General features: G+C 36.3%; 17 protein-coding genes. 5 read left to right on the top strand and 12 right to left on the bottom strand.

What is annotated here, in order from left to right; translation table 11 throughout:
• Nucleotides 1-292: 292 nt before the first annotated feature.
• Together RYK20_RS02885 and thrC are read left to right on the top strand one after the other, a co-directional pair.
• Nucleotides 293-1,222 carry a Dyp-type peroxidase gene (locus RYK20_RS02885; RefSeq protein WP_314894349.1) on the top strand — a complete coding sequence of 310 codons (930 nt, stop codon included), beginning with the start codon at nucleotides 293-295 and terminating at the stop codon, nucleotides 1,220-1,222.
• A 45-nt stretch (nucleotides 1,223-1,267) separates the two neighbouring features.
• Complete coding sequence (gene thrC / locus RYK20_RS02880) at nucleotides 1,268-2,545, top strand: threonine synthase (RefSeq protein WP_314894348.1); 1,278 nt, start codon at nucleotides 1,268-1,270, stop codon at nucleotides 2,543-2,545.
• A gap of 6 nt (nucleotides 2,546-2,551) precedes the next feature.
• Here the strand turns inward: thrC and RYK20_RS02875 are convergent, their stop codons facing one another.
• The 6 genes from RYK20_RS02875 to RYK20_RS02850 form a co-directional block, all read right to left on the bottom strand.
• The gene (locus RYK20_RS02875) at nucleotides 2,552-3,250 is read right to left on the bottom strand and encodes a phosphoribosyltransferase family protein (RefSeq protein WP_314894347.1); all 699 of its coding nucleotides are present in this window, start codon (nucleotides 3,248-3,250) and stop codon (nucleotides 2,552-2,554) included.
• 83 nt (nucleotides 3,251-3,333) lie between these two features.
• The gene (rplI, locus tag RYK20_RS02870) at nucleotides 3,334-3,786 is read right to left on the bottom strand and encodes a 50S ribosomal protein L9 (RefSeq protein WP_297979354.1); all 453 of its coding nucleotides are present in this window, start codon (nucleotides 3,784-3,786) and stop codon (nucleotides 3,334-3,336) included.
• A gap of 16 nt (nucleotides 3,787-3,802) precedes the next feature.
• Entirely contained in the window at nucleotides 3,803-4,096 is a 294-nt protein-coding gene (rpsR, locus tag RYK20_RS02865) for a 30S ribosomal protein S18 (protein WP_297979352.1), read from the bottom strand.
• A gap of 3 nt (nucleotides 4,097-4,099) precedes the next feature.
• On the bottom strand, nucleotides 4,100-4,441 hold the full coding sequence (gene rpsF, locus RYK20_RS02860; RefSeq protein ID WP_297979350.1) for a 30S ribosomal protein S6: 342 nt from the start codon (nucleotides 4,439-4,441) through the stop codon (nucleotides 4,100-4,102).
• 111 nt (nucleotides 4,442-4,552) lie between these two features.
• The gene (locus tag RYK20_RS02855; protein WP_314894346.1) at nucleotides 4,553-5,773 is read right to left on the bottom strand and encodes an alpha/beta hydrolase-fold protein; all 1,221 of its coding nucleotides are present in this window, start codon (nucleotides 5,771-5,773) and stop codon (nucleotides 4,553-4,555) included.
• 7 nt (nucleotides 5,774-5,780) lie between these two features.
• Nucleotides 5,781-6,269 (bottom strand): dihydrofolate reductase, encoded by a 489-nt coding sequence (locus RYK20_RS02850; RefSeq protein WP_314894345.1) that lies wholly within the window; start codon nucleotides 6,267-6,269, stop codon nucleotides 5,781-5,783.
• 181 nt (nucleotides 6,270-6,450) lie between these two features.
• On the opposite strand from RYK20_RS02850, the gene RYK20_RS02845 reads away from it, so the two are divergent.
• From RYK20_RS02845 to RYK20_RS02835, 3 genes are all read left to right on the top strand, one after another.
• Nucleotides 6,451-7,662, top strand: coding sequence for a hypothetical protein (locus RYK20_RS02845; protein ID WP_314894344.1), 1,212 nt, complete (start codon nucleotides 6,451-6,453; stop codon nucleotides 7,660-7,662).
• A gap of 80 nt (nucleotides 7,663-7,742) precedes the next feature.
• A complete protein-coding gene (locus RYK20_RS02840) occupies nucleotides 7,743-8,909 on the top strand; it encodes an AIR synthase related protein (protein ID WP_314894343.1) in 1,167 nt (388 codons plus the stop codon).
• An 11-nt stretch (nucleotides 8,910-8,920) separates the two neighbouring features.
• On the top strand, nucleotides 8,921-11,332 hold the full coding sequence (locus RYK20_RS02835; RefSeq protein ID WP_314894342.1) for a DNA translocase FtsK: 2,412 nt from the start codon (nucleotides 8,921-8,923) through the stop codon (nucleotides 11,330-11,332).
• A 7-nt stretch (nucleotides 11,333-11,339) separates the two neighbouring features.
• On the opposite strand, the gene cmk is transcribed toward RYK20_RS02835, so the two are convergent.
• From cmk to RYK20_RS02805, 6 genes are all read right to left on the bottom strand, one after another.
• Complete coding sequence (cmk, locus tag RYK20_RS02830; protein WP_314894341.1) at nucleotides 11,340-12,035, bottom strand: (d)CMP kinase; 696 nt, start codon at nucleotides 12,033-12,035, stop codon at nucleotides 11,340-11,342.
• An 82-nt stretch (nucleotides 12,036-12,117) separates the two neighbouring features.
• Nucleotides 12,118-12,495 carry a hypothetical protein gene (locus RYK20_RS02825; RefSeq protein ID WP_297981106.1) on the bottom strand — a complete coding sequence of 126 codons (378 nt, stop codon included), beginning with the start codon at nucleotides 12,493-12,495 and terminating at the stop codon, nucleotides 12,118-12,120.
• A gap of 13 nt (nucleotides 12,496-12,508) precedes the next feature.
• Complete coding sequence (locus tag RYK20_RS02820; RefSeq protein WP_297981104.1) at nucleotides 12,509-12,979, bottom strand: hypothetical protein; 471 nt, start codon at nucleotides 12,977-12,979, stop codon at nucleotides 12,509-12,511.
• A gap of 182 nt (nucleotides 12,980-13,161) precedes the next feature.
• Nucleotides 13,162-14,106 (bottom strand): transporter, encoded by a 945-nt coding sequence (locus RYK20_RS02815; RefSeq protein WP_297981101.1) that lies wholly within the window; start codon nucleotides 14,104-14,106, stop codon nucleotides 13,162-13,164.
• A gap of 182 nt (nucleotides 14,107-14,288) precedes the next feature.
• Nucleotides 14,289-16,301, bottom strand: coding sequence for an OmpA family protein (locus tag RYK20_RS02810; RefSeq protein ID WP_297981099.1), 2,013 nt, complete (start codon nucleotides 16,299-16,301; stop codon nucleotides 14,289-14,291).
• A gap of 40 nt (nucleotides 16,302-16,341) precedes the next feature.
• On the bottom strand, nucleotides 16,342-17,256 hold the full coding sequence (locus RYK20_RS02805) for a type IX secretion system membrane protein PorP/SprF (RefSeq protein WP_314894351.1): 915 nt from the start codon (nucleotides 17,254-17,256) through the stop codon (nucleotides 16,342-16,344).
• Between the last annotated feature and the right edge of the window lie 6 nt (nucleotides 17,257-17,262).

The raw sequence follows: 17,262 nt of genomic DNA, 5'->3' as shown, positions 1-17,262 counted from the left end.
ACTATGATAGATTTTTCTTGGATTGCTTAAAATAGAATTATATTATCTCACATAAAAGTATCAGCTTTATGGAAAAGGATGTTATAGGGGGATATAGCATCACATATCTTTTTAAGAAAATCAATGGAAATATCCTATTATATTTGATACGTAGTATATAAGCTATTTTCTAAAACAAGGACAAAAACTCTTTGCAAAGCCCAAAGAAATATCTTATCTTTGCCACTGACGAAGATAAACTAAAACAAATAACATAATTCGCTGTTATTTAGAGTTTTATATTGGATAAAATATGAAGAATTATCAGAAGGTAACTGATTTGCCTAATAATAATACCATATTCTTGGTATGGACATTCAAAAAAGAAGCGGACAAAACTCAGCTCAAGATTGCTTTCTCCAAGGTATGTGGTTTGGTAGGAAACCTCAATAACTCAGTAGCCGATCGCTTCCCTGAAGCCCGTGCAAGCGTAACTATTGGTATTAGCCATAGCGGGTGGCTTACTTTAGGCTTACCTAAACCACTCCCTAAAGAACTCAAAGATTTTAAGCCTATCAAAGGCAGCAAGCATACAGCAGTAGCCACCGAAGGCGACCTACATTTTCATATCCGTGCGCATAACCCAAGCTTGGCTTATGATATGGCCACAACCATTGAGGATGTATTGCGTTCTGTAGCTGATTGTATTGTCAATGTACAAGGGTTCAGATATTGGGACGGGCGTGCCATCATTGGCTTTGTAGATGGCACTGAGAATCCTCAAGGAGAGGAAAGAGAACAGTTTGCTGTAGTAGGAGATGAAGACACTGATTATCAAGGAGGAAGCTACCTATTTGTACAGAAATACATACACGATATGAATGCTTGGCGTGCGTTGCCTATAAGTGAACAAGAAAAAGTCATAGGTCGTAGTAAGGAGATGGATATAGAAATGGATGAGGATACCAAGCCCTCCAATGCACATTCTGCCCTTGCCAATGTAGGAGACGATCTGAAAGTAGTCAGAGATAATATGCCTTTCCACGACCCTATAAATCACCAAATGGGAACTTACTTTATTTGCTATGCCAACACATTTAGCACTGTAGAAAAGATGCTCACCAATATGTTCATAGGAAATCCTGTGGGTAATTATGACCGTTTGTTAGATTTTAGTACCGCCGAAACAGGGACTCTTTTCTTTGTCCCTTCTCTGGATATGCTAGACGATTTTGCAGGCTAATCATAAAAATATCCTATCTTTGTATAAAAAGAAAATCAATAGATAATGAATTATTATAACATCAACTATAAGGACGAGATCGTCTCTTTTAAGGAAGCTACCCTAAGGGGATTGGGAAAGGAAAAAGGTCTTTTTGTCCCTGAATATATACCTTCCCTACCCTCTTCTTTCTTTGAAGAAATCACTCAAAAAAGCAATATAGAAATCGCTATAGAGGCGCTTTATCCATACGTAACGGATAGTTTTACCCGTGAAGAACTTCAAAAAACCTTAGAAGAGGTATTTGTCTTCGATACACCTGTAAGGGAACTCTTGAGCAATACCTCTGTATTGGAACTATTTCGCGGACCTACGATGGCTTTCAAGGACGTAGGAGCACGCTTTATGGCGCGCTGTTTAGGCAAATTCTCTGACAAGAATAACCCTACTACAGTGGTAGTAGCTACCTCTGGAGATACAGGAAGTGCTGTAGCCAACGGCTTTTACAAGGTAGAAGGTGTGCGGGTAGTGATTCTCTTCCCCAAGGGAAAGGTGAGTCCTTTCCAAGAATACCAAATGACTTCCTTAGGGGCTAATATACAAGCAGTAGAGGTAGATGGCACTTTTGACGATTGCCAAGCCCTTGTAAAACAAGCCCTTGCGGATACCTCACTCAAAAAGGAACGTGTGTTAAGCAGTGCTAACTCTATCAATGTGGCACGCTTTCTCCCCCAGATGCTTTACTACTTCTTTGCTTACAAACAGGTGAAAAATCTCTTAGAAGGAAAGGACTGGGTTGTGGCGGTTCCCAGTGGAAATTTTGGTAACCTTACTGCTGGCTTATATGCCTACAAAATGGGGCTTCCTGTGAGCAAATTTGTAGCAGCTAACAATGCCAATGACACCTTTGCTATTTACTTACAAACAGGAAATTATCACGCCAAACCTTCTGTAGCCACTCTTTCCAATGCTATGGATGTAGGGGATCCTAGTAATTTTGTACGTATTCAGGAACTATTTGGACATAATCTTGAGGCTATCCGCAAGATGATTAGCTCAGCTGTCATTTCAGACCAAGAAACTCTGGATGAGATTACTTATATACACAATACCTTGGACTATACCCTTGACCCTCATTCGGCAGTAGGACACTTGGCTTTACAGAAATCCCTACTTCCTATCCAGTATGGTACAGTGCTTAGTACAGCAAGCCCTAAAAAATTTGATGAAGTGATTAGGAGAGTGATTCCTTCCTTCCCTATTCCAAAAGTAGATTTGAGTGCTTGCCATAAAGAAAGTATTGAAAATTCATACACTGCTTATAAGGAAATTCTGCTAAGGTAAGAGAGACTACTCATTTAGACTATAAGCCATACAAGCCAAGCTAACAGAAGCTGAGGCATTCTCGATAATCAAGGAAGCACAACGGGTAAGTGTAGCTCCTGTGGTAACAATATCATCTACTAGAAGAATATGCTTGTTCTGTATAGGAGCTATCTTGGCAAGAAACAGTTGCTCTGAATGACTCTCTTGACGTTCTAGCCAATGTTTCTTTGTCTGTGAAGAGGTATAAGTCTGCTTCAGGAGAACATCTTCTAAGAAGGGTACTTGTAGGGCTTGAGCAATTGCCTTACCAAAGAGGGTTACTTGATTGTACCCTCTTTTTTTCATCTTTTTAGGATGTAAAGGCACTGGAATAACAACTTCTACTGTTTGTAAAGAATTTGAGGCTAATAACCTCTGAGCATACCATTCTCCTAACCACTTTCCTATTTGTTCCTGCCCTTGATACTTTAGAGCGTGGATAAGTTTTTGAGTGACACCTCCCTTTTGGTAATAAAGCAAAGCCATTGCTTGCTCTATGGGAATTCTCCCCCAGAACTTTTCCTTCATAGGATTATCGGGCTGTAGGTGAAAAGAAGTCTCCCTAAGCTCGTGCCTACAGCTAGGACATAGGAAATTTTCCTTTGAAGAACATATCTGCTGGCACCCTATACAATACTTAGGAAATAAAATAGACAATATATCTTGATAGACAGACAAAAACATATTCTTTGTTTGAAATTTACTAAAAAACCACCTCCTTTGTAGGAGATGGTTTCACATTTTAAATCCAAAATCTATGAATAAACCTATTTATTTTCAGCAATTACTTCAAAAGGAAGTGAAACAATCACTTCTCTGTGTAAGCGTATAGAGGCTTCATATTTACCTGTTTGCTTAAGGTTTCCTCCTGCTATATAGATATATTTTTTATCTACTTGGTGTCCTGCTTTAAGCAGTTCCTGAGCAAGGTCATCGTGATTTACAGAACCGAATAGTTTGTTTCCTGCACCTGCTTTAGCAAGGATTTTTATTTCTAATTGTTGGATAGCTTTAGCTACAGCTTTAGCATCTTCAATAATTTTCTTTTCCTTGAAAGCTCTTTGCTTTAAGTTCTCAGCTAGCACCTTCTTAGCTGAAGGAGTAGCAAGAATGGCAAGCCCTTGTGGAATAAGATAATTACGCCCATATCCGTTCTTCACGGTTACTACATCGTCCTTAAAACCTAAGTTAGGGACATCATTCTTAAGTATAATTTCCATTGATTCCGAAGTTTAATTATTTTAACAAATCCGCTACGTATGGCAATAAGGCTAAGTGACGAGCTCTCTTAACGGCTACTGCTATTTTTCGTTGAAACTTTAAAGAAGTACCTGTAATACGGCGAGGTAATAATTTACCTTGTTCGTTAATGAATTTCAATAAGAAATCGGGATCTTTGTAATCAATATACTTGATACCTAACTTTTTAAAACGGCAATATTTTTTGTTCTTATTAGTATCAATATTTAGGGGAGTAAGATATCTGATATCTGCCTCTCTTTTTCCTTTTGCTTGTTGTTCGATTGACATTCTTTAAGCTTTTTTAGAGTTTAACTTTGCTCTTCTTTTTTCAGCCCATGCAATAGCTTCTTTCTCGAGCCTAACAGTAAGATAGCGCATCACACGCTCATCTCTACGGAATTCTACTTCAAAACTCTCAATAATCTCTCCTGGAGCTTTGAACTCAAATAAATGATAAAACCCACTCTTTTTGTTCTGGATAGAATAGGCTAATTTCTTTAAGCCCCAATCCTCTTTTGCCACCATTTCAGCTCCCTTTGAGGTTAAGAAATTTTCAAATTTCTCAACTGCTTCCTTTATCTGTGTTTCAGATAAAACGGGATTCAAAATGAAAACAGTTTCGTAATGATTCATATAAAATTATTTTATTTAATTCAAGGCGCAAAGGTATAATTTTTTTAGCTTTGTACCAAATATATTTTCAAATATTTTAAAAACAGTAATAACCATTTCACATACAGATAGTTACTTTGATTCATTGCTTGTATCTTGTACATTTTCTCCCTCTGAAGGAGTACTAGTGGGAGCCTGAAACTCTCTTTTCTTGCCTTTGAGCTTTCCATGAGCCTCCCTCTGGAGCTTCTCTAAGGTCTGGCTGATAAGCTCCTTAGTCACAAAATCAATCTCTTTGGATCCATAGGCTCGTTGGAGAGAACGAAATGCTTTTTTAGGATCTTGAGTCCGTAGATAATAATCCCCTTCTAAGTAGTCCGGTAAGGCTGTATCTTTGTAATAAGGCTTGATATACTTAGCTAGGATAGGAAGTGATTCAAAATCGGCCTTCTTAACAATCGCTGCATAGATAGCTTTCACATCTTCCAACAAAGGAGCTTTATCTATCCCATATAAGTCCTTTATAGTCTTATATTTATCTTCTAGATATTGAGTTGTGTTACTCTCCACTCTGAGTATTTTTTCGGCATATTCTCGCATAGAAATAGGTCGATATTGTTCAAAAAACAAGTTCAAAGCCTCTGGAATCCCTGAGGGAGGAACAGCACTAGGAGAAACTCCTGAAAATGTATTAGAAAAATAATAACTACTAGCTAGCTCTTTTCCCTTAAGGAGCTTATCCAATCCTTTGATAGTACGAACCTTAGCGTTGTCATCATTCTCAGCCCAAGCCAAATAGTAAAATATAGGAGTCTTGAAAGTAGCCAATTGCTCTGTAAGAGGCTCTGATATTTTCTCTACTAAACTAGGACTCAAGGAAATATAAGCGTTGAACAAAGATTTTTCCTTCAACAGATAATAATTCAAAAAATTCCCTGACTCTCCTTCTCCTATAATTGCCTGAAAAGCATTGAGGGAATACTTACTTTGCATTCTAGGTAAGAGTTCTTGCCCTATAAACTCGAAAAAATTAGCAGTATCATTGAAAGGGACTCCCGTTTCTACTGGAATTGTTACATCGTCTGCGGTATTATATACTCCTACCACTATAAAAGGAGGTACCTCACCCAAACGTGAAAAATAACGTACACTACTCACTGTAGGTTCCAATAATCTATTGGCATCAAGAACTAACAACAAGGGATATTGTTCCTTTTTATTGTAATTCTCAGGAAGTACCACAGTTACCTTACGAGTATCTCCCAGCTTTTGAGAAGTAATATTCTCAGTTTGAATCTGTGAAAAAACATTTGACACAGAGATACTTAAAAGAAATAAAAAAAACTGCTTCATCTTATAATTATTTTTTTATATAAGTTTCAAAATAAAATTCGTAACAATGCTTCTGATCCTTAGGATGATATGATTGTTGTACTAGTTCCCATTCCGCTGTATCTATTATAGGGAAAAAAGTATCTGCAGGAAGTATTACTTGTACACGAGTCAGCTCTAATATGGTAGCATAAGGCATTGCTAAGTGATATACTTCTCCTCCACCTATTACAAAAGGACTCTGATCTTGCTTATGAGCCTCCTTTATTGCTTCCTCAATAGAAGAGACGACTATACATCCTTCTTTTTGGAATGATTTTTCTCGAGAAAGAATAATATGAGTGCGGTTAGGAAGCATTTTAGGTAGTGATTCAAAGGTTTTTCTTCCCATAATCACTGTATGTCCTACTGTTTTCTGCTTGAAATGCGCAAAATCATCTGGAAGATGCCATAATAATTGGTTATGCTTTCCTATACCATTATTCAAATCCAAAGCAGCTATTAGGGTTAAGGACATTCTGATACATTTTAAAACAGGGCAAATGTACAATTATTTATTTATTTTTAACGTTTTTAAATGTTAAATTTTATCTCTAATATCTCCTAAAGTTCTATTTCTCTATAAGAAAGGTGGATTACTTGTTTTTTCTACAAATTTGTTATACTTTTGCTCTCAAAATTTTTTGATTCTTAATTCTATGGAAAACAAACCTCCTTATAAAAAAGTCTTTACTTTCCTCGGTGGTACCATTGGGTTTCTTTTGCTCTGTAGCCTTATATATTTTATTGCTGATCCTGACCTTTTGAGTCTTTTTATTTTGTTTGGAATAGGCGCTTTTGCTGGATTTGTGATGACTTGTCTCTTTATCTTCTATGCTTTTTTTTATCGTTGGGCAAGAGTAGGACTATTAATATTATTGGGAATTATTGGCATTGTGCTTCTTAGTGTTTTTTGGAGAGATATTACCTTTGCTTATGATAATTGGTATAGTGAAGCTACTCTACCCAAAGTATATAAGCATTATAAAACCTTAGGAGAAGAACCATTACAAATAAAAGGAGTCTCTATCGAAAAGGTTAATCTTGATGAAAGATTTGCCGATAAAGAAATTATCTTCTTTAATAAAAATAATGAGCTTATCTATTATAATGGGGAATATCATACCTTCCGAAAGTATAGTCCTAACGGAAAATTTATAGATAATTTTATGTTAAAAACAAAGGAAGAGGAAGATAAAAAGGAAGGATTTTTTTTAGGAAATTTTTTCATCAACAAATACAATAACTACAGCCTATCTTGGGCTATAGATGGAGATACTATTCCTAAATCTATTCCTTTTCTAAAAGAATCCTACCATTGGGACAGTATCCAACGTGTTAATTTCTTCGAAGATATAAGAAAAAGAGCTGATTATTATACTATAGAGGGGGTAAATCGCCTCCCAGATGCCAGTGACAGCCTAAATATAGAAGATTATAGAGGAAAAGTATTCTTTGCTCAAGGAGGAAAATGGGCTTATTTCTATTTGCCTATTGAATATTCATATGATTTTTTTGACCTTTACAGAGATGATACCATTGCCAAAGGAAAGCCTGTAAATCCTCTAAAAAACCTTAAAAAGCATCCCATTTATAAAAAAGAACTCCTTACCAGAGAATGTATTCATCCAAAATACATATCAGCTAATGAGAAGGACTTATACTGGAACTTGGTAGTAAATGGGGTGAGCTTCCCTCTAAAGGAAACAGGCTGGTATTATGATCGAAATACATTCAAAGATAGCCATACTACCTATCTTAAGAATGAGGAAGAGATGATGGAAGTCTATCAAGATTTTGAACTCTACAGTAATCGTAAGTTGCATTACAAGCTTCTTTTAGTAAATAATAAGTTATATATGGTTCGTTAAAAAATAACTTTTTTACTTGCTATATGAACATTTTTTATTACCTTTGACTCCCCAAAAAAATCTAGAAAAATTACCCTAAAATGGATAACCGATATACGATGCGTGGTGTCTCTGCCACCAAAGAAGATGTACATAATGCTATCAAAAATATAGATAAAGGTCTGTTTCCTAAAGCCTTCTGTAAAATAGTGCCCGACTATCTTACAGATGATGAACTCTATTGCCTTGTAATGCACGCCGATGGAGCAGGTACCAAGTCAGCTCTGGCATATATGTATTGGAAGGCTACAGGTGATTTAAGTGTGTGGAAGGGCATCGCCCAAGATGCACTGATTATGAATATAGACGACCTGATATGTGTAGGAGCTGTAGACCATTATATGCTTTCCTCTACCATAGGGCGCAATAAAAATCTCATTCCTCAAGAGGTGATTTCTGCTATTATCAATGGTACAGAAGAGCTCATTGCAGAATTGGAAACTTTTGGAATACACATCCATTCCACAGGGGGAGAAACAGCCGATGTAGGTGACTTGGTGCGTACTATTATTGTAGATTCTACTGTCATAGCACGTATGGATCGTAGAGATGTGATTGACAATGCGAATATTAAACCTGGAAATGTGATTGTCGGCTTAGCTTCGTATGGGCAGGCAACTTATGAAAAGGAATACAATGGCGGTATGGGTAGCAATGGGCTCACCTCGGCGCGCCACGATGTATTTGTAAAGGAATTAGCTTATCGTTTTCCTGAGAGTTTTGACCCCTCAACCCCTGACGAACTCGTGTATGCCGGCACCAAACAACTGACTGATAAGGTAGCTAACAGTCCGCTGGATGCAGGAAAACTTATCCTCTCCCCTACCCGTACCTATGCTCCCATTATCAAAGAGGTACTAAGACATTACGACAATACTCAAATATGCGGAATGGTACATTGCAGTGGTGGTGGACAGACAAAAATATTGCACTTTATAGACAATCTGCATATTGTTAAAGACAACCTTTTCCCTGTGCCTCCTCTCTTCCAACTCATTCAAGAGGAATCTAAAACCAATTGGAAGGAGATGTACCAAGTGTTCAATTGTGGGCACCGTATGGAGCTTTATGTACCTGAAAAGATTGCCACTGATATCATAGCTATTTCAGAATCGTTTGGTGTAGCTGCTCAAGTGATAGGAGAAGTAGGGACTTCGGATAGAAAACGACTTACTATAAAAAGCGAATATGGCACTTTTGAATACTAAATCTATTGATAATGGCGAAGACCAAGTCCGATAAATCTTCTAAAAAAGAAAAAAATCAAAAAACAGATCTGACGCCCCAGCGGAAAGTATCTGCAGGGATTATTATTTTATTCATTTGCGTAGCTCTCTGTGCTACTTTTATTTCTTTTATCTTTAGTTGGCAGGCAGATCAGAGTGTGTTAGCAGAATTTGCTGATAGAAATGCACAACCTGAGAATATTTTTAACAAAATAGGAGCCTATCTGGGGAACCTTTTTATATACCGAGGCTTTGGGATCGGAACCTTTATCCCTTTAGCCCTATTGGCTCTTACTGGGCTCAAACTCTTACTTTCTCTGAAAGCAAAGATGCTTAACAAATGGTTCTGGGGAATCCTCTGGATGTTATTTATCTCTGTTTGCTTAGGCTTTTTCTCCTCTGATGCTACTATCCTAAGTGGTATTGGTGGGTATGAAATCAATGCCTATTTGAGAGATTATATAGGCACCCTTGGAACAACCCTTTTACTATTGATGATTTTCTGCTTGTACCTAGTAGGAAAGCTCCGTCTTACTCCTGAAAAAGTTCAAGATAGCCTGAAAACAATGGCTCTATGGATAAAAAACGGTAAAATTTCTCTCAGAAAACCTCAAAAAAATGCTCAAAACATCATAGGAACTATAACTCAAGTTCAAGAACAGGAAGATTCCTCCCTAGGAGAAGAAGAATTTGTAGTAATTTCCTCTAAAGAAGAGGAAAAGGAAGAGAAAGAACTTGACATCTATACACATAAAAAAGATATTCCTCTACTTCACCCCGAAAAAGAAGAGGAAGAAGAAACCTCCAAAGAAGAGGAACAAGAATTCAAAGTAGAAATTAAAGAAGAAGAAACGGTAGCCCCTGATGAAGTTGCGCGCAGGTTGGTCGAGGATTTTGGTGAATTTGATCCTACTTTAGAACTTAAATCCTTCCAATTTCCTCCTCTTGATCTTCTCAAGGAATACAAAGATACAGGATTAGTAAGAAATGATGAAGAATTAGAGGAAAACAAGAATACTATTATCCAAACCCTCCGTGATTACAAAATAGATATTTCACGTATCACGGCTGTGATAGGACCTACAGTTACTTTATATGAAATTGTTCCTGCTGCTGGAGTACGTGTAAATAAAATCAAAACTTTACAAGACGACATCGCTCTTTCCTTGGCAGCTCTTGGAATCCGTATTATTGCTCCTATTCCTGGTAAAGGAACTGTTGGGATAGAGGTGCCGAATAAAAAGGCTACTGTAGTACCTATGCGTTCGGTAATCAGTTCTGCCAATTTTCAAAAGGCAGAAATGGAATTACCCATTGCCTTTGGAAAAACTATTAGTAATGAAACATTTGTGGTCGATCTTGCTAAAATGCCTCACTTACTAATGGCTGGAGCTACTGGACAAGGAAAATCAGTAGGGCTCAATGCGGTGCTTACCTCTCTTCTCTACAAAAAACATCCTGCTGAGGTAAAGTTTGTTATGGTAGACCCTAAAAAAGTAGAACTTACTCTCTATAACAAGATAGAACGTCATTATTTGGCTAAACTACCTGATAGCGAAGAAGCCATTATCACAGATACTTCTAAGGTAGTCAATACCCTTAATTCCCTCTGTATAGAGATGGATAACAGATATGAATTACTCAAAAGTGCTTTTGTTCGTAACATCAAGGAATATAATGCGAAGTTCAAAGCAAGGCAACTTAACCCCAATAACGGGCATCAGTTCTTACCTTATATCGTTCTTGTAGTTGATGAGTTTGCCGACCTTATTATGACCGCTGGAAAAGAAGTAGAGCTTCCTATTGCTCGCTTAGCTCAGCTAGCCCGTGCGGTAGGAATTCACCTGATTGTGGCTACCCAGCGTCCTTCAGTAAATGTAATTACAGGACTTATTAAGGCAAATTTCCCTGCTCGTATTGCTTTTAAAGTATCTTCAGCTATTGACTCTAAAACCATTTTAGATGGACCTGGAGCTCAACAACTCATTGGTCGTGGAGATATGCTCTATACACAAGGAAATGAACTCATCCGTATCCAATGTGCTTTTGTAGATACCCCTGAGGTAGAACGTATAGCTGACTTTATTGGCGCTCAAAAAGGATATCCAGATGCCTTCCTACTACCAGAATATGTTGGAGAAAATGATGTAGAAACTCCCGAAGTAGATATGAGCAAAAAAGACCCTCTACTGAGAGAAGCCGCTGAAATTCTTGTTAGTGCCCAGCAAGGATCTACTTCCTTGTTACAGAGAAAGTTAGAACTAGGATATAACCGTGCTGGACGTATCATTGACCAGTTAGAGGTACTTGGTGTAGTGGGACCTTTTAAGGGAAGCAAAGCCAGAGAAGTGCTCTTTGCTGATTTGGTAAGTCTGCAACAATATTTAAACGAAAAAGGGGTGTAAAAAACCCTTATTTTTTATCTCTAACTAAAGAAACAATCTTTTGTACCACCTCCTCTATTGTAGTGGAAGAATTATCTATTTCTATTGCTTCTAGAGCCTTTTGAAGAGGGGACTCTTTCCTATGTGTATCCTCATAATCCCTCTTCTGTATGTTCTGTAATACCTCTTCATAAGTAGTTACTTCTCCTTTTTGTTGAAGTTCCAAGAATCGCCGTTGAGCTCGAATCTCCTCAGAAGCTGTCATAAATATCTTAAGTTCAGCCTCAGGGAATACTACAGTACCTATATCACGCCCATCCATAACTACTCCTTTCTCTCGTCCCATTTCACGTTGCAAAGCCACCAAATAAGCACGTATTTCTGGAATTTTTGCTACTTCACTTACATAGCTTGCTACAGACAAGCCTCGTATCTCTTTCTCTATATTTTGCCCATTTAAGTAGATTTCAGAAACTCCCAATTCTGAATTATGTTCAAAACGGATTATACTTTGCTTGAGAGCTATCAGAAGACTATCTTTATCAATAGTTAAAGTCTGTTTTCCTTCCGAAATAAATCCTCGCTTAAGAGCTAAAAAAGTAACCGCTCTATACATAGCTCCTGTATCTATATACACATATTGTAAGGTATTGGCTACACGCTTAGCTATTGTACTCTTCCCTGTAGAAGAATATCCATCTATGGCAATAATTATTTTTTTCATTCTATTCAAAGTAAAAATAACTTACCAAAATCTATAATTATTTCGGTAAGTTATACTAACTAAAGTATGATTTTTAGGTTTATTAGAAAGATTTATTTTCTGCTTCTGATCGAATTTTTCGAATAAGGAGTTTTGCTAAGCCTATATTAGCTGTATCATCAAGGATGATATGATCAAGAATTTTCTTACTTTGTAGCAGACCTATTAAGTGTGTTTGTCCTTCATATACAAGGCAAACATCATCCACACTCTTATCCTCCAATCCCTCTGTATTTTCAAAAGAAAGAACTGCATTACGGAAAATTTCTACCTGATAGGAGCTAGCCAAACGATTATCTACTCCTGGACGCGCTTTATAAGCTAAAATAGAACCATCCAGAGTACTTACTAATGAGACTGAGATGGCCCCTCCTATATTAGAAAAAAGTTGTTCTACATACTCATTTAAAAACTGTTCCATCTCTTATTTATTACTAACTAAAGAATAATTTTCTAAAATGACTCTCTTTCTTAGGAGCTTCAGTAGGCTCTTTGGTATAAAGTTCTGTTTGTACCTCATCAAAAGTAACGACTTTGGTCATTTGTTCATAACATTGCTTATGGATAATACTAAGAATACCATAATTGATCTTATTGGCATCTGTAATGATATGAATTAAGTAATCAAAATCCTTAGATACATAGATGATATGAATCTGCTTTTTGTTAGAAATCGTAATTTCCCTAAGAGAATCTTCATGAATATTATCAATATATTTGATTTCTTGAAGGGCATTTTTAGCAATTTCAGCTTCAAATTTGGCTGTAGCTGTATAGTCCAAACCACTGAAAGACCTATTAAAAAGGACTTCCCCATGTTCTGTTCCTATAAAGCTAACCGAAAGGATTCCAGAGAGTTGCGCTCCCATTTGTTCCGCATATTTTTTGAACTCATCTAAAATCATACTCTTGAAATTTAATTAGGTAATAATATTGTGCAAAGCTACGATGTTTTTTCTTAAATTGCAACCTTTATCCAGAAATATTTTTAATTAACAAAATAGGAATTCTTGTTAATAACCTACATAATTATTTGATAACAAATCTATTACAAATCCTCGTATTCTTCACTATTGTAGATAAGTAATTAGAATCCGAATAATTGTGCATCTTCTTTATTTTGCTTATCTCTAGCTTTCATCTTCTCTATATATTCAATATCTTTATGTCTATCATAGAAACGGTAAGAGAGACCAATTCCACCAAAATAGCGAGTAGGAGTTGTCTTCCAGCTAGCCCCTATTGAGGCATTTATTTGAAAATCTTCATTAATAAGATAGGATGCTCCAAGTCGAATTAATGAATCCTTATAATAATCACTTGTAATACCCTCATTCTCAACAAATATACTCCATCTATCATCATACAAATTATGAGTAAGGCTAAGAATATAACTATACTGAGCGTGAATAGAAGCCATATTATTTCCAACAAAGTTCAATACCAACGCTACTTCATCAAGAGGATGACTCTGCAGAGCAATAATTGCTTTAGGAGTGAAAACATTATACTTCTCATTCATTACTTCATAGAGGTAGCGATTCTGTTCCCATACATTTATCCCCGCATACAAAGAAATGGCAGGAATCATTTTTTTCCATTTAAATTCGGCATTAGCCTTCCAGCTATATACATTCACCTTACTAACAAAAACTGGGTCGTAGAAGAGGTATTTCACCCCAAAAGTATTACGTTGAAACCCCATTTTTCCTTTAGAGATTCCATCTGTAGAACGATTACTGTAAAGAAAAGTACCATCACCTACTATCTCAAACTGATCTCGCCATACTCCATAGCGAACCATATAGTTTAACCCGATATTATCCTGAGACAAGCCCAGTGCTTCGTGCTTATTAGTCTCATAGATAATATCTGTCTCCAGATGTGCCACTTTTTTACCTACCGAATAAGCCCCCATAGACCTACCTGGTTTATTAGAGTTAATAATATCAGTATATTGACCATAACTCTCTAAAGATAAAAACATTACGATAGAATAAAGTAGTATTCTTTGCATAAATAATATATCCATATTTCTTTAGTTTATTTACATTATTTTCTATAAGAACTAAAACAACAAGTCCTTGCTTGGTAGAAAGTACAAAATTATAAAATTTATACTTAGTATCAAGTTTTTTATCATTTTTTTCCTGAAAAAAACAGCGATAAGCATAGTACTTATCGCTGTAAAAAAATATAAACTATGAAAAAATTTTACATTTGTGTAATGATAAACTCACTTCGTCTGTTTTGTTGATGTTCTTCTTCTGTACAAGGAACTCCATTCTTACAGTGGTTCACCAATCGAGTTTCTCCATATCCTTTAGCAGTCAATCTATTCTTAGCTATTCCCTGGCTTACGATCCATTCCATAGTTGATTTAGCACGTTTATCTGAAAGAATCAAGTTAGATTTGTCTGAACCACGACTATCTGTATGAGAGCGGATAGATATCTTCATTGTAGGATGATCCTTCATAGCTTCAACAATCTTAGCCAATTCTGCAGCCGCATCAGGTCGAATATTATACTTACCAAGATCAAACTTGATTTCCTTAATTTGGAAAATCTTAGCTAAGTCATCTCCTTTTTTGAGAGGTTTCTTAGTAGTTTTCATAAGGATTTCTTTTTCAATAACATTCCCTTTTTCACGGACACTTACTTGTTCTTCTACCACAGCATAGTTTTCACGTTGTGCTCGAAGGAAAACAAAAGTATCATCACAATTAATTGTTTTAGCTCCAAAGTCATAATCCCCATTAGATTTATTCTCAATTTTACTAATTTCCTTTTGATTGCTATCAGAAAGAGTAAGAGTTACATTTGCGAGAACTTCCTTGGTATCAATATCCTTAACAATACCTTTAATAGTTTTTTTACAATCAAAGTCTAGAGGTCTGTTTTGTATAAAGTAATAAATATCATCTTTTCCTTTTCCTCCTGGACGATTTGAAGAGAGGAATCCTACACTTCTTTGTTCATCAAGGATAAAAGCGAAGTCATCATCAGGAGTGTTCCCTGGACGTCCTATATTCTGTAATCTTTTTAAAGAACCATCTGCTTCTATTTTTACAGCAAAAATATCCAAACCTCCTAACCCTGGAAGTCCATCTGAAGCAAAGAAAAGAACATTTTCACTAGAAATAAATGGGAAGGTTTCTCTTCCTTCTGTATTGATAAGTTCTCCCAGATTTTCAGGCTTTCCATAAGTTCCTTTCTTATGATTTACACGAACTCTGAAAATATCAGATTTTCCATGAGTTCCATTGATATCTGCTGCGAAATAAAGATATTTTCCATCAGGAGAAAGTGCTGGATGTGCTACACTATAACCTGTAACATTAAAAGGAAGACGAACGGGTTCAGACCAATTAAGCCCATTTCTTACAGAGCGATAAATTTCAAGTAGTACTTTTTCCTCTGCTTTCTTCCTTTTTTCCTCTTTACTCTGAGGTACCTGATAATTACGAGTGAAGTAGATTGTATCCAAACTTCTGGTAAATACAGGGCTAGATTCATTCAAAAGTGAATTCAACACTGGAGAAAAGTCCTGTTCTTTAGTAAGATTCCCTTCTGAAAAATCTCCTTTATAAAGATCATAATATCCTTCTCCTGTCCAATTAGAAGTTCCTCTTGAAGATTTTGGCTTACGGCTAGCTGTATAAACAACCTCTCCTTTCCCAAAGAAAGCAGTTCCATACTCTGAATATTCAGTATTAATATCTACTGGTTTCAGAGTCAATCTTCCTGAATTATCTTTAATTGTCTGTAAGTAATCAGTATGTTCTTCTAACTTCTTTGCACGAAGATCCCCCTGTCCTGTAATTTTAACAAACTGATCCAACACCTTTTGAGCATCTTCATAACGCTCTACAGACTTCAGTGTCTGCCCATAACGATAGTAATATTCAGGCGTGATCTTATAGTTTTCTGGCTCCTTCTTTGCATTTTCGAAAAGTTGATCATACCATTTTAGAGCTGTAGTATAATCTGCATTGAAATAGTAGGAATTCCCTAAGTTCTCCAGTATTGTTTGATCTACATAACCTTGGGAAGCTATACGTTCATATATCTTGATAGCATCTACATAGGCATACTTACTATATAAGTCATTGGCCTTTTTTATTTTACTTTCATTTTCTTTCTTTAGTTTATCTTTATCTTCTTGAGCAAAAACACAAGATACTGAGAGAAAAAGAAGAAAAATAGTTGTTAATTTCTTTATCATTTTGTTTAATTTTATTCCGTACAATATTTATATTTTAAAATTAGAAGAAACGAGGAGAGATAATTTTCTTAAGATCTCTGTAGAATTCATAACGTAAGAATATCTCGTGAGAACCTGAATTATACTTTCTCAGGTCAGTTGTTTCATAATCATAGGCATATCCAACAAACCAATTCCTATCTATCTGGAAACCTGCCATCAAGCTTACTGCTGCACTCCAACGCCAAGCTGCCCCAACTACGAAGCGCTCATTGAACATAAAGTTCCCTGAAAGGTCAAACTGAAGAGGACTTCCTTGTACTAATTTCACAAGAGCTGCAGGCTTGAACTTTGTATTATCTGAAAGGTCGAATACATACCCACCCATTAAGTTATAGTGTTGTTTCTCATTAATATCAGAGATTTTTCGCTCATCTGTCTTAGAGAAAGTCTTAGTATCTAATAAATAAGGTACAGAGAACCCTACATAATATTTTTCTCCATAGTAAAATACACCAGCTCCTATATTAGGCAAGAAAGTATTCTCTTTCCCTTCGAAAGCATGATCGCTAGGATACAACAATGAAAGTTTATTCCTATCAAAATTATAGAAAGCTCCTGCTAACTTCAATCCAAAAGCTAATTTAGATTCTTCAAATTCCAAACTATAGGAAAAATCTACATCCACCACATTAGTGGACTGAGGTCCTATACTCTCGTGAAAAATAGAGGCTCCTAATCCTATATGCTTCTCTTCAAAAGGTGTATGAAAGCTCAAGGTAGCCGTTTTAGGAGCTCCATCTAAGCCTACCCATTGGTTACGATAAAGCCCAAATATACTTGTTCCCCCACGTGATCCTGCATAAGCAGGGTTAATCATCATTGTATTGTACATATACTGCGTATATTGTGAGTCCTGCTGAGCCTCTACTTTGTGGGAAAGTAAAGCTATGAACCCCAATAATACAGATTGCATTCCTTT

It is taken from the genome of uncultured Capnocytophaga sp. (genome assembly GCF_963525585.1).
GTDB lineage: Bacteria > Bacteroidota > Bacteroidia > Flavobacteriales > Flavobacteriaceae > Capnocytophaga.
This window is presented reverse-complemented; position numbering and strand designations above follow the sequence as displayed.